This is a genomic window from Domibacillus sp. 8LH, assembly GCF_038806185.1.
GTDB classification, from domain to species: domain Bacteria; phylum Bacillota; class Bacilli; order Bacillales; family Domibacillaceae; genus Domibacillus; species Domibacillus indicus_A.
Genome location: NZ_JAVJNG010000028.1, coordinates 35,523 through 47,987, shown reverse-complemented (window position 1 = coordinate 47,987; position 12,465 = coordinate 35,523). Strand labels below are relative to the sequence as shown.

At 41.1% G+C, this 12,465-nt stretch carries 13 protein-coding genes; 10 read left to right on the top strand and 3 right to left on the bottom strand.

Annotation, left to right across the window (positions count from 1 at the left end):
- From RG959_RS20715 to RG959_RS20690, 6 genes are all read left to right on the top strand, one after another.
- Window positions 1-552, top strand: a 552-nt coding sequence (locus tag RG959_RS20715) for an SAF domain-containing protein (RefSeq protein WP_342798742.1), incomplete at its 5' end; no start/stop codon positions are given.
- Window positions 553-664: 112 nt separating this feature from the next.
- Window positions 665-1,612, top strand: coding sequence for a sugar-binding transcriptional regulator (locus tag RG959_RS20710; protein ID WP_342798741.1), 948 nt, complete (start codon window positions 665-667; stop codon window positions 1,610-1,612).
- Between the two features lie 49 nt (window positions 1,613-1,661).
- Window positions 1,662-2,030, top strand: coding sequence for a transcriptional regulator GutM (locus RG959_RS20705; protein WP_342798740.1), 369 nt, complete (start codon window positions 1,662-1,664; stop codon window positions 2,028-2,030).
- Between the two features lie 40 nt (window positions 2,031-2,070).
- Complete coding sequence (gene srlA, locus RG959_RS20700) at window positions 2,071-2,604, top strand: PTS glucitol/sorbitol transporter subunit IIC (protein WP_342798739.1); 534 nt, start codon at window positions 2,071-2,073, stop codon at window positions 2,602-2,604.
- Between the two features lie 21 nt (window positions 2,605-2,625).
- A complete protein-coding gene (gene srlE / locus RG959_RS20695; protein WP_342798738.1) occupies window positions 2,626-3,663 on the top strand; it encodes a PTS glucitol/sorbitol transporter subunit IIB in 1,038 nt (345 codons plus the stop codon).
- A gap of 15 nt (window positions 3,664-3,678) precedes the next feature.
- A complete protein-coding gene (locus RG959_RS20690; protein ID WP_342798737.1) occupies window positions 3,679-4,068 on the top strand; it encodes a PTS glucitol/sorbitol transporter subunit IIA in 390 nt (129 codons plus the stop codon).
- A gap of 836 nt (window positions 4,069-4,904) precedes the next feature.
- Here RG959_RS20690 and RG959_RS20685 read toward each other — a convergent pair.
- The gene (locus RG959_RS20685) at window positions 4,905-5,270 is read right to left on the bottom strand and encodes a hypothetical protein (protein WP_342798736.1); all 366 of its coding nucleotides are present in this window, start codon (window positions 5,268-5,270) and stop codon (window positions 4,905-4,907) included.
- A 383-nt stretch (window positions 5,271-5,653) separates the two neighbouring features.
- Between RG959_RS20685 and cuyB the strand changes: the two genes are divergently transcribed.
- The 4 genes from cuyB to aspA all read left to right on the top strand — a co-directional run bounded on the left by cuyB (window position 5,654) and on the right by aspA (window position 10,809).
- Window positions 5,654-6,355 (top strand): cysteate racemase, encoded by a 702-nt coding sequence (gene cuyB, locus RG959_RS20680; RefSeq protein WP_342798735.1) that lies wholly within the window; start codon window positions 5,654-5,656, stop codon window positions 6,353-6,355.
- Between the two features lie 107 nt (window positions 6,356-6,462).
- The gene (locus tag RG959_RS20675) at window positions 6,463-7,338 is read left to right on the top strand and encodes a LysR family transcriptional regulator (RefSeq protein ID WP_342798734.1); all 876 of its coding nucleotides are present in this window, start codon (window positions 6,463-6,465) and stop codon (window positions 7,336-7,338) included.
- 444 nt (window positions 7,339-7,782) lie between these two features.
- Complete coding sequence (locus RG959_RS20670) at window positions 7,783-9,063, top strand: cation:dicarboxylate symporter family transporter (protein WP_342798733.1); 1,281 nt, start codon at window positions 7,783-7,785, stop codon at window positions 9,061-9,063.
- Window positions 9,064-9,360: 297 nt separating this feature from the next.
- Complete coding sequence (gene aspA, locus RG959_RS20665) at window positions 9,361-10,809, top strand: aspartate ammonia-lyase (protein WP_342798744.1); 1,449 nt, start codon at window positions 9,361-9,363, stop codon at window positions 10,807-10,809.
- Window positions 10,810-11,122: 313 nt separating this feature from the next.
- Here aspA and RG959_RS20660 read toward each other — a convergent pair whose 3' ends face one another.
- A complete protein-coding gene (locus RG959_RS20660) occupies window positions 11,123-11,236 on the bottom strand; it encodes a LexA family protein (protein ID WP_342798732.1) in 114 nt (37 codons plus the stop codon).
- A 67-nt stretch (window positions 11,237-11,303) separates the two neighbouring features.
- On the bottom strand, window positions 11,304-12,392 hold the full coding sequence (locus RG959_RS20655) for a GerAB/ArcD/ProY family transporter (RefSeq protein WP_342798731.1): 1,089 nt from the start codon (window positions 12,390-12,392) through the stop codon (window positions 11,304-11,306).
- Window positions 12,393-12,465: the final 73 nt, after the last annotated feature.

Here is a 12,465-nt window from a genome sequence, read left to right as displayed (position 1 = left end):
GGCGTGTTAAACAATTTCGGTGTAGTTGAGTACGTAGATGGTCTTGCACCTGGCGTATTTGTTATCGTAAAAGGCCAGAACGAAGCGGTAGCGCACGAACTGAATTATTTGCTGAAGAAAGGTGACAGAGAGCACCACATTTTATACCGCCCATACCACCTTGCCAGCCTGGAAACACCCATTACGATTGCCAAAGCGGTACTGCAGCATGAGTCTTCGATCCACCCGCTTAGCGCACCGGTTTCTGAAACGGTTGCGGTGGCGAAAAAAGACATCCAGCCGGGTGAAACGCTTGATGGAATCGGCGGCTATGCAGTCCGCGGTGTATTGGAAACCCATCAGGATATGAAGCGGAACGGACACATTCCAATCGGCTTGATCAGCGGCAAGGTTGTCGCGAAAAAAGCGATTAAGCAGGGCCAGTTTTTAACAACAGATGATGTAGAACTCGATCCAAGCACAACAGTTTGGAAACTAAGAGAGCTTCAAAATCATTTATTCCCGGAAGACGGCCTGCAAAAAGAGCTTCTTTCGAGCATCATTACGCTGTAAGAAACTATCTGTCATAGCAGATCATGCTGAACAACTTGTATAATGAGCAGGGAGGGTACGCCCATGGAAACATGGCTCCCTGTTCAATCAGCATGTCAAAGGGGTAAGAACAATGACGTTTATTGAAGACCGACGGTCTCTTGTAAAAATGGCGCACATGTATTACGAAGAAGGTGCCACACAATCAGAAATTGCAAAAGAAATGGGCGTAAGCCGCTCATTGATTTCGAAATACTTAGCAAAAGCAAAAGAACAGGGCATTGTGGAAATTATCATTCATGATGATATTATCCATCCATTTCGCCAGCTGGAAATGCAGGTGGAGCGTTCGTATGGCATCCGGGAAGTGATCTGTATCCCCAGCTTTGGCGGAGAATCGTCCAAAAGCCGGCTCGGTGCTGCAGCGGCTAAGTATTTATTGAGAGTCATGCAGGATGGCCAAACTATTGGGGTTTCATCGGGAACAACTCTTTACGAATTTGCCAAAGCATTCACCTCAAGCCAGGAGTATCCATCTGTCGTGTTTGTTCCATTAGTAGGCGGCATGGGAAATGAACGGGTTGATATCCATGCGAATCACATTGTGGCCACACTGGCCCGCCAGTGTCATGCCCAGTATAAACTGCTTCATACACCTGTAATGGTCGACTCCAAAGAAGCAAAAGAAGTGTTTAAACAGCAGTCTTCTATTAAAAGTGTATTTGACCTTGCGGAAAAAGCAGATATTGCCGTTGTAGGAATTGGCGGCACACCGCAGCACTCAACGATGGTAAAGTCCTATTTGGGTGAAGAACACCAAAATCTCTTTGCCGATCAACAGGTTGTAGGTGACATTTGTTATAACTTTATTAATGAAGACGGATCTGTTTCGGAAAATTCATGGAATGATCGAACCATTGCATTTGACGTAGAAAAATTAAAGGACCTTCCACTTGTGATTGGCGTAGCGAGCGGAAAAGAAAAAGTAAGAGCAATTAAGGCCGCGTTAAAAGGCAGATTGATTGAAGTCCTGATCACCGATGAAGAAACGGCCCAGGCACTTTTAGAGGAAAAAGATTAATTTCACCACTGGAAGGTGCAATTAATCATTGTAAAGGAGCGAACATCGAATGTGGGGTTATCTTCTTGCGGGATTCGTCATCATGTGGCTGCTTCAATTTTACCTCATGGCAAGACAAATGAAGCATTATCAGATGACGGTACGTCGGATGAGCAATCGAGAAGGAGGCTATCTCGGCGTTGGTGTTGAAAAGAAAAAACTTGGTTCCGGAACGGTTCTCGTTTTGGTAACAAATGAAGAAGGCATTGTGGAAGAATGCCGCGTGATGAATGGAGTAACGGTTTTCGCGAAATTTAAAAACCATCATAAGTTTACAGGTAAACATATTTCAAGCTTGTATGATGAAAAATGGAAAAACCCACTTAACATGGCAATCGAAAAAATAAAGCAACAGATGAATACGGCAACCACGGCTTAGACCTCAGCATATAAGAACAAAAAAGAGGAGGAAATAAAGAATGGACTTCTTAGTGAAATTCGCAGAGGGGTTTATCGGAATGTTCGAAAAAGGTGGAGAAACCTTTATGGACATGTTCACCGGCATCATTCCGACACTCATTTGTTTGATTCTAGCTGTAAACGCTTTAATTAAAATTATTGGGGAAGAGCGTATTGACCGCTTTGCCCGTAAAACAACCAAAAATATTATTTTGCGCTATACATTGTTTCCATTTTTGGCGGTATTCTTTCTGACCAATCCAATGGCCTACACATTCGGGAAATTCCTTCCGGAACGCCAGAAGCCGGCATTTTATGATTCAACCGTATCCTTTCTCCATCCGATTACAGGGCTTTTCCCGCATGCGAATGCGGCAGAACTGTTTATCTACATGGGAATTGCACAGGGTATTACAACGCTTGGCCTTTCAACAGGACCACTGGCCATCCGGTTCTTTCTTGTTGGACTGGTCGTAATGTTAATCCGCGGGATTATCACAGAACGCATTACTATTACAATGATGAAACGTCAGGGTATTTCCGTAACGGACTAACGAAGAGAGGAGGAGAAGCACATGTCTGAAAATCAAGCAGTAAATCCATCATATAAAGCAGTCAAAATTACCAAAGGCAGCAACGGATGGGGAGGGCCGCTCGTCATCCAGCCGGATGAGCAGAAAAAGTATGTTGTATCCGTTACTGGCGGAGGGATTCACCCGGTTGCTCAGCGTATTGCCGAATTAACCGGCGCACAGGCAGTTGACGGCTTTAAAACATCGATTGAAAAAGAGGAAATGGCCTGCGTCCTCATCGACTGTGGCGGTACAGCACGCTGTGGTGTGTATCCTAAAATGGGTGTATTGACGATCAATTTAACACCTACATCGCCATCCGGCCCATTAATGAAGTTTATTAAGGAAGACAACTTTGTCTCCGGTGTAAGAGAGCCGGACATTCAGCCGGCAGATGGAACAGCAGCACCGTCCGTTACTGCGGCAGCTCATCCGAAAAATGCCCAGCAGCTGAAAGCAGAAGCGCGTGAAAAAGTCGCGCAGATGAAAGACAGCAATGGCGAACCGCGCAAGCAGAACATCATTGAAAAGCTGGGCCGTTCGATGGGCGGCGTCATTGGGGTGCTGTATCAGGCAGCACGGGAAACGATTGAGCAGGTATTAAAAAACATCATCCCATTTATGGCGCTTGTCAGCACCTTGATCGGGATTATCCTGTACACAGGTATTGGCGATGTTATTGCCAACTTTGTATCGCCGCTTGCCGGCAATATCTTCGGGCTTCTCGTTCTGTCGGTGATTTGTGCCGTGCCGATCCTGTCACCGCTGCTCGGGCCGGGTGCCGTTATTGCCCAGGTCGTTGGTGTACTCGTCGGGGTAGAAATCGGCAAAGGGAATATCCCGCCAAGCCTCGCTCTTCCAGCCCTGTTTGCGATTAACCCACAGGTAGGCGCAGACTTTGTGCCAGTAGGCTTAACACTTGGGGAAGCAAAACCGGAAACAGTAGAAGTTGGGGTGCCGGCTGTTTTAATGTCACGTTTAATTACAGGGCCGCTTGCGGTTGTGATTGCTTATTTTGCAAGCTTCGGTATGTATGAATAAACAGGAGGTAGAATCATGAGTATTCAAGAGAGTTTACAACTGAAAACAATCTATCAGTCAACAGTTACAGAGCTTGGTGCAGATGTGGAGATGTTTGCAGAAGAAAAAATGCTCATTCTTTTTAATGAAAGTGCGCCAAAAGATTTGCGCGACATCGCTGTTAGCCATACGGTGGTTCCCTTGGAAGGCACCATTGAAGCTGGTGACATCCTCTCATTTGACGACCAGTCTTATGAAATCACGTTTGTCGGCGGTAAAGTAAATGAGACAGTGAGTGAGCTTGGCCACTGCACAATCACGTTTAATGGGGCAGACCATGCGGACCTGCCGGGAACGATGTGTGTAGAAGAAAAAGCGATGCCTAATATTACCGTATCCACAAAGTTGTTAATCAATAAAAAATAATTCAACCATCAAACAGGCCGTTAAGCTGAATCCTCTTGCTTAACGGCTATTTTATTCCCTTTTTGCTAACAACAGGGCTTATTTCAAGCCTTTTAAAATAAACGACATATGACAACATATGAAATAGAAAGAAGCCCTTCCTTTTTATTGGCTGCATGTAGTCAAATTGTTCCCGTTTGATGGTATTCATAACTTAACAGTTTTAAACAAAAGTGAGGCCGCTGTTAATAGCATTATGTTTATTTCACATAATATTGGTTTTAATTACTATGTGCTAAATTTAAATACACATTATAAAAAATATATCAATATCATTTGCAGGCGACGGGAATGCAGAGCGTGGCCATTCTACAGAAAACTTGAGTTAGATATAGATCACTTAATTACTAAAAAGCGATGTGGTTTCTTCCACATCGCTTTTTAAGAAGGTTTTTCATTTATTTAATAAAGAACCAGGAGCTAAATAATTATAACTACAAGATATGAAAATAAAGAACTGACTTAGGCAAATCAGCCGCGATTTTGATTGAATGCTTAAAAACTATTGATAGTGTCTCTGCTTTGGTCTTGCTCGCGTTTATATACTTCTTCGATAATCTCCGCAGCAATGTCCTGCATACTCTTGCCTATTTGCTCGCCTTTTTTTCTCAGCCAACCCTTAATATCCACGGACAGTGAAACTGACAGCAATTCCTCCTCTGATTCAATGCTGAGTGCTTCATATTCCGGAACATACCGCACACGCCCTTGTTTGGCAGATCACTTAATAAAGTCGGCTAACTCAACCGAAACACCATTTAATCAGGCATCTTTCATATGAATGACCCATCGGTCCTTTAACCGCTCCATATACAGGTTGGCCACCGGAACCTGCTGATAAAGCAGTCCATCACTTGATAGGTAAGAGAATAGACGGCCGGCAGATTAAGCACCGCGTATCCAGGCTTGGTGCTGCGCTTGCCCATCTCAATGGAATAGTCAGGTGTTAACCTGTGTGTATAGATCCCTTCCATATAGCTGAACGTATCATCGGTTCCCGGCACGATAAAGTACCAGTCTCCTAAACCTTTGCGCATAAGTCTCGCTTCCGGAATGGAAGGAGAAGAAAAGCGCTGGTACACGACTTCTTTAGCTTTTTTATGGTAGTATTGCCGCTGGGAGAGCCGGTCTTCCCAAATCTTCTTTTCGTGCAGCTCACTCAATTCTTTTAGATTGCTTTCTTTAATAAGCTGAAGTCAGTCCAGTAATTAATTCCGATCAAAGAAACCGAGCAGGGAAAGCTGATCACGCCAGACAATAAAATGGTTCAATGCTTAAAGATGTCGGCCATCAAACTTGGAACTAATGAGCAAGGCGGAATACAGCGAGCTTTTTAAATTATTTGAATGAAATTTCATTTTTCAAGTGAAGACAAACAGTAACCTGAGACACACGAATTTATAGTTTCTATTAGTGAATAGATTCTTTCTATAATCTACTTCTAAAAAGAAAAATTATAATAAAGAAAGCAAAAAAGTACACCTACAGCAGAATGGTGTCTCTTAGTGAATTTCAATTATAAAATTTCTTTAGAAGTGGTGAGAAAATGAAAAAAGTAGTTGGAATTATTGGTGGAATGGGTCCTTTAGCTACAGTAGATTTAATGAATAAAATTATTCAGCGGACACCTGCAAGTAAAGATCAAGATCATATTCATGTCATTGCAGATAACTATACCCAAATACCTGATCGGACAACGGCTATATTGGAAAAAGGTGCAAATCCTGCTCCCTATATTGAGCAGTCAGCACGGCGTTTAGAAGAGGCAGGGGCAGATTTTTTAGTCATCGCCTGCAATACCGCGCATTTCTTTTATAAGTCAGCTGATCATGCAGTAAGTATCCCTATTTTGCATATGCCCAAAGAGACAGCGGTTTTTTTAAAGAAGAATAGTATCAATAAGGCGGGTTTGCTGGCAACAAGCGGAACCCTAAATACGAAACTGTATCAACGTAGTTGTGAAAGTTACAATATTGAAGTGTTGGAGCCTGATTCAGAGATGCAGGAGACCGTCATGCAAGGAATATATGCAATAAAAGGCGGCGATTTGGAAAAAGGGCATCAAAACCTTTTGGCAGCTGCTAAAGAGCTGCTGCAAGAAGGGGCAGAAGCGATTATAGCGGGCTGTACAGAAATCCCACTTGTCCTAACCTCGTCTTCAAACATGCCTATGATTGATCCTACAGAAATTTTAGCGGATATGGTCATCGAAACGTCACTTGGATTAGAAGAAAGAGTACAGGCATAAGGTTAGAAAATCAGTATGAAGGATGGAGAAGCTTCTGCGAAAAAATTGCTGTGATCAAGGATGTGCTATAGTAGGTAGAACAATGATTCAATAAGGAGCAGTTAAAGATGAATATCGAAAATATTGAAGCCTTCCTTTATGTTTGCCAATTAGGCAGTTTCAATAAAGCAGCAGAGGCTCTTTATTTAACGCAGCCTTCCGTAACCGCGCGTATTCAATCCTTGGAACGGGAAATTAATATGAAGCTTTTTCATCGCAATGGAAATAAGATTTCTATCACAGAAAAAGGAGAATATTTTTTTCCGCACGCCCAAAAAATTCTTCAGGCTTATCAGGAAGCAAAATACGGATTAAACCAGGTAATCATTCCGTATGAATTAGTAATCGGCAGCGCTTTATCGATTTCGAACAATATTCTTCCGGACATTCTTCCTGCTTTTAAGTCTGAGTTTAAAGATGTCCGTATCAAAATGGTGACAGGTCATTCTAAAGATATTTTGCACAAGGTGATTAATAAAGAAGTGGATTTCGGTATTGTGCGAACAGAAACACACCCCCAGGTGAAATCAACCAGGCTTTATCATGATCCGATTAGTCTTATTGTTCCAAAAGGCCACGATTTTTTAGAAAAAGAAAAAGTGACAGTGGAAGAAATCAGTAAACATCCATTAATCTTTTTCGATTATGGATCGATGGACTGGCTCATGATCCATCGGCTGTTTCTGAGTAATAATGTGAATCCAAATATATATTTAGAAGTGGATAATATGGAAACAGCCAAAAACCTGGTATTGGAAGGCTTAGGTATTAGTTTTTTGCCTGAACACTGTGTCAGAAAAGAATTGGCAAATGAAGAGTTATTTCGCGTTGAGATGGAACCTCATGTAAAAATAAATATTAGTATCGATTGTATTTATTTAAAAGATAAACCTAAGTCCGTTTTTATGGATTTTTTAGAAACCAAACTATTTGAACAGAAATAACGATCCAAGAGAATTTTATCATTTATATAAGCATTGAAGTGGAAACAGCGAACGGGAAGCAGCAAGATCATACCGTTCTTCTGTTTCTCTTTTTTTCTTGGAAAAATACTTTGAAAGTCAAGCTTAATAAAGGACTGTGCTTGTGCAAGGAAGTTTTTCTCTTACTAGTAAATCTACCAAGTAATGATTTTCAATTAACATCTTCTATAGGCAAATAGAGTTCTTCTATAACAAGGCCTTCCAAAAGGGATTTATAATTAGCATCAACACCAATAAAGCATTCTTACTCAAATTTTTAGACTATTACAAATGGAATCATATTTGTTCTGTTTAAATAAAAAGGGGGGCAATTAATTATTAAGTTTGAGAAAAAACGATATCGGAGTGTTCAAAAACATTTGAAGACCATTTTAGAAAAAAGATAAATGAAAGGGGTTGCAAATGATGAAGAAAATAGGATTGGCCACACAAATATTTATTGGCCTAGCTCTTGGTATAGTTATTGGAACTATTTTTTACGGAAATGAAATGGCAATGGCTATTCTGCAGCCAATTGGAGATCTTTTTATCCACTTAATTAAAATGGTTGTCGTTCCAATTGTAGTGGCAGCGCTTGTCGTATCAATAGCTGGTGTTGGGGACATTAAAAAATTGGGTAAGCTGGGCGGAAAGACCATTCTTTATTTTGAAATCGTAACCACAATTGCACTTGCAATCGGATTGCTTACTGCCAATATATTTCACCCTGGAGCGGGAATCGAAATGGGGAGTATTGAAAAGAGTGATATTTCCTCCTATGAAGAAACAGCTGCCTCCAGTGAAGAAGGAAGCATTGCAGATAAATTTCTACACATTGTTCCAACAAACTTCTTTCAAGCACTAGCAGATGGTGATTTGCTTGCAATCGTCTTCTTCTCCGTCTTATTCGGTGTAGGTATTGCTGTGAGCGGTGAAAAAGGTAAAACAGTATTAAGCTTTTTTGACGGAGTGTTAGAAGCAATGTTTTGGATGACAAACTTAGTGATGAAATTTGCTCCTATTGGGGTATTTGCCTTGATCGGTGTCAATGTAGCAAAGTTTGGAATTGGTTCACTGATCCCTTTGGGAAAACTGGTTATAGTGGTATATGCTACAATGTTCTTCTTTGTATTCGTAGTGCTCGGAGTTATTGCAAAGTGGGCGGGTACAAGTATTATTACGTTAGTAAAAATTTTAAAAGACGAATTAATTTTAGCTTTTACAACAGCAAGTTCCGAGTCAGTATTACCAAGATTAATGGCGAAGATGGAAAACTTCGGATGTCCAAAAGCTGTTACTTCTTTTGTTATCCCTACCGGTTATACATTTAATCTTGATGGATCATCCATATACCAGGCCATTGCTTCTTTGTTTATTGCTCAAATGTATGGAATTCATTTATCGATCTTTGAGCAGATTACTCTTTTGCTTGTATTAATGCTAACTTCTAAGGGAATGGCAGGGGTTGCTGGAGCATCATTTGTTGTTGTATTGACGACTCTTGGTGCAATGGGGCTTCCACTAGAAGGTATGGCATTTATTGCAGGAATTGATCGTATTCTAGACATGCTTCGTACATCCGTGAATGTAGTGGGTAACGCATTAGCGGCCATCGTGATGTCGAAGTGGGAAGGCGAATTTGATAAAGAAAAAGCAGCTCGTTACACTGCTTCCGTTAAGTCAAAGCAAAACAATGTAGCTTCATAATCAAAAGGCAGACCTGCTTGAAAAATCAGGAAGAGTTATTTCCTGAGTTTTTTCTTCAAGCAAATGTAATATGAGATACTTTCTTTGTTCCATCAATATAGAGGTTCTATTAGTGAATAGATTCTTTCTATAATTTACTTCTAATAAGAGAACCTATAATAGAAGAAAGAATTTCATTTTAATAAAAGAGTCATAGTACCTTAATTTTTGCAGCGTCTAATTTAGCAGTATTCCTATTATGAAGTTGTGTTGCAGCCCGTTTGCATTAGCGTATAAGTTAAAGGAGGAAGCACTGTGATAAATACAAATGTAACTGAAGAGTTTGGCGTAAGAATTGAAAAAGACTTTTTGGGGACAAAGGAAGTACCAAGTGATGCTTATTATGGAATTCAGACATTAAGGGCGGTAGAAAACTTTCCAATTACTCACTATAGAGTACATCCAGAATTAATTAAAGCCTTAGCTATTGTTAAAAAAGCAGCAGCTCTTGCGAATTTAGATGTACACCGTATTTCTACTTCAATAGGAGAAGTAATCGCCGAAGCAGCACAGGAAGTAATTGATGGGAAATGGCACGAGCAATTTATTGTAGATCCCATTCAAGGAGGAGCCGGGACTTCCATGAATATGAATGCAAATGAAATCATTGCAAACCGTGCACTTGAACTTCTCGGGTATGATAAAGGGTCTTATAAAGAGATTAGTCCAAACAGCCATGTGAATATGTCTCAGTCAACTAACGATGTTTTCCCGACGGCCATTCATATTTCAACCTTGATTATGCTGGAACGCCTGCTTGTAACTATGCTGAATATGCAAAGAATTTTTCAGCAAAAAGCCAAGCAATTTGATCATGTTATTAAAATGGGACGTACCCATCTTCAAGATGCTGTACCGATCCGCCTTGGGCAGGAATTTGAGGCGTACAGCCGTGTTCTGGACCGGGATATAAGAAGAATTCAGCAGTCTAGACAGCATTTGTATGAAGTAAATATGGGTGCAACTGCTGTTGGGACAGGGTTAAATGCTGATCCGTACTATATTGAAAGTGTGATCAAACACCTGCGACAGATCAGCGGCCTGCCGCTTAAAGGAGCTGACCATCTTGTGGATGCGACTCAAAATACAGATGCTTACACAGAAGTATCGGCTGCCTTGAAAGTCTGCATGATGAATATGTCGAAAATCGCTAATGACTTGCGGTTAATGGCCTCAGGTCCTCGTGCCGGACTGGCTGAAATTTCACTGCCAGCCCGTCAACCAGGATCCTCTATTATGCCAGGTAAGGTAAACCCTGTAATGGCTGAAATGATTAATCAGGTAGCTTTTCAGGTGATTGGAAATGACCACACTATCTGCATGGCTTCAGAAGCAGGCCAGCTTGAACTAAATGTAATGGAGCCCGTCCTTGTATTTAATTTGCTTCAATCAATCAGTATTATGAACAATGCCTTCTATACGTTTACTAATCATTGTTTAGCAGGGATCGAAGCGAATGAAGCCCATTTAAAAGAATATGTAGAAAAAAGCGTCGGTGTGATTACGGCTGTTAATCCACACATTGGTTATGAAATAGCTGCGGGTATCGCACGTGAAGCTATTTTAAGCGGGAGATCGGTTCGGGAATTGTGTATGCAGCAGGGTGCATTAACCGAAGAACAGTTAAATATCATTCTCGACCCTTACGAGATGACTCATCCTGGAATTGCCGGAAAAGAACTGTTAGAAAAGACGTCATCCTTATAAATATATATTAAGGCAGACGCTTTCCATAAACACTTTTCCTCACTCATTTGATTATCTTTCTACAGTTAATTGAAATAATTCATAATTAAGTGAATGTCAATTTCGCTATTGGGATCTAGAAATTTTAAAAAAGAGGGAGTAATAACAGTCTTCATGCAGTTCTTGCTCCTTCTTTTTGTTAAGCATTTAATTTCAGGGAGATTATTGCGTTTCTTTTCACCACATTTGATGTCCGCGGCTTTCCTCTGTTCCTAGGTTACGTATCCGAATGCCTTTAAACGATCAAGATGGCCCTTTACTGTTGAAGAAAACTTTAACTCAACTGCGTCATCATTTCACGAATAGACGGAGGATAGTTTTTTGCACTTACGTAGTCATCTATAAACTGGAGCTTTTTTTCCTGGCGTATAAACAGTTTTTTTAGCATAAGCCGTTCTCCTTTGCTGTGCTTTTCCTGCTGCTAAGGCAAAGAGGAACGACAGTCCACCATTTTCTCATCCTGTACCCTCACGCTTTCTCCTAATGATGGCGACCACAAGTAAAAATAAAGGAATAATGAACAAAAAGCCAGGATAGACCGAGCTGATGAAGCCGCCAATCATTTTGATCGACTCGGCATTACTCGTATAAACAGCCAGCGGTATAATGAGAAGGCTGAGAATATAAATAGCTATTTTATGATGCTTTGCTTTAGTGATGTTAGCTGCACTCAATGCAGCTATGTACAAGTTGTTCACAAACGAAGTAATGGAGAAGACTGCCCAAAAAACAAGAAAAATAAGATCCAGCCGTTCTACGATGCCCAGTTCAATTGATTTAATCATGTAAATAACCGGTTCTGGGACGTGCTTTAGCTTAGTTTCGCTAAAATAGGTAAATGCACAAAGCGCAAGCAATGTATACAGAATCGTTACGGCAAGGCTTGCTCCTGCAGCCGCTTTCCATTTTCCTTTGTTGTTCGCCTGAGTAAAGGGAAAAAGCCAGAGCAGCATTTCGGTTCCACCTAACGAAAAAATAGCTTTTTGGGCTCCTACTGCTATATCCTGAATACCGGAAGCACCGATGGGCAGTAAATAATAAACATTCAAGTGATTCCACATAAGGAGAAAAATCATGAGCACCCCTATCAGAAAAAAGGACATCAGTACGTGAAACCGAGCGATGACCCGAATATCCTCTTTAATCAAGTAGACTGTAATCGCTGTAATAATGACTGCGAACACAACGGGTGGTGTATGAGGAAACGCCCAATCTGCGGTAATCGAAAGAAAAACCGCTAAAACCTGGCTGGCGACCATGAAAAAAAAGAACATATAAAGCGCTATAATCAGCACACTAATCGCTCGTCCGACAATGAGCGGCAAAAATTCAGGCAACGTTTTACCAGGAAAGCGTGAAGCCAGCAGCCACATTACGACAATCCCTATCTGCACAAAAAAACCCGCCAGCAGGATCGATAACCAGCCGTCTTTCCCCGCAGCTTGATGCACGTCATATGGAAGAGAGAGAATTCCAACGCCAACATGGGTTTGCAGCATAAAGAAAAAGAGCTGCCAGGTTGAAATGCTTGCTTCCTTTTTCATTTTTCCACCCACTGTCTTTCTTCTTCTTTTTTAGGTGTTTACGGCCAAAGAAACCAAACATAGAAGCGACCAC

Coding starts and splice junctions, on each gene's coding strand:
- cuyB (WP_342798735.1), top strand. CDS start 5,654: ATGAAAAAAGTAGTTGGAATTATTGGTGGAATGGGTCCTTTAGCTACA.
- RG959_RS20675 (WP_342798734.1), top strand. CDS start 6,463: ATGAATATCGAAAATATTGAAGCCTTCCTTTATGTTTGCCAATTAGGC.
- srlE (WP_342798738.1), top strand. CDS start 2,626: ATGTCTGAAAATCAAGCAGTAAATCCATCATATAAAGCAGTCAAAATT.
- RG959_RS20710 (WP_342798741.1), top strand. CDS start 665: ATGACGTTTATTGAAGACCGACGGTCTCTTGTAAAAATGGCGCACATG.
- RG959_RS20655 (WP_342798731.1), bottom strand. CDS start 12,392: ATGAAAAAGGAAGCAAGCATTTCAACCTGGCAGCTCTTTTTCTTTATG.
- RG959_RS20690 (WP_342798737.1), top strand. CDS start 3,679: ATGAGTATTCAAGAGAGTTTACAACTGAAAACAATCTATCAGTCAACA.
- RG959_RS20670 (WP_342798733.1), top strand. CDS start 7,783: ATGAAGAAAATAGGATTGGCCACACAAATATTTATTGGCCTAGCTCTT.
- RG959_RS20705 (WP_342798740.1), top strand. CDS start 1,662: ATGTGGGGTTATCTTCTTGCGGGATTCGTCATCATGTGGCTGCTTCAA.
- RG959_RS20660 (WP_342798732.1), bottom strand. CDS start 11,236: ATGCTAAAAAAACTGTTTATACGCCAGGAAAAAAAGCTCCAGTTTATA.
- srlA (WP_342798739.1), top strand. CDS start 2,071: ATGGACTTCTTAGTGAAATTCGCAGAGGGGTTTATCGGAATGTTCGAA.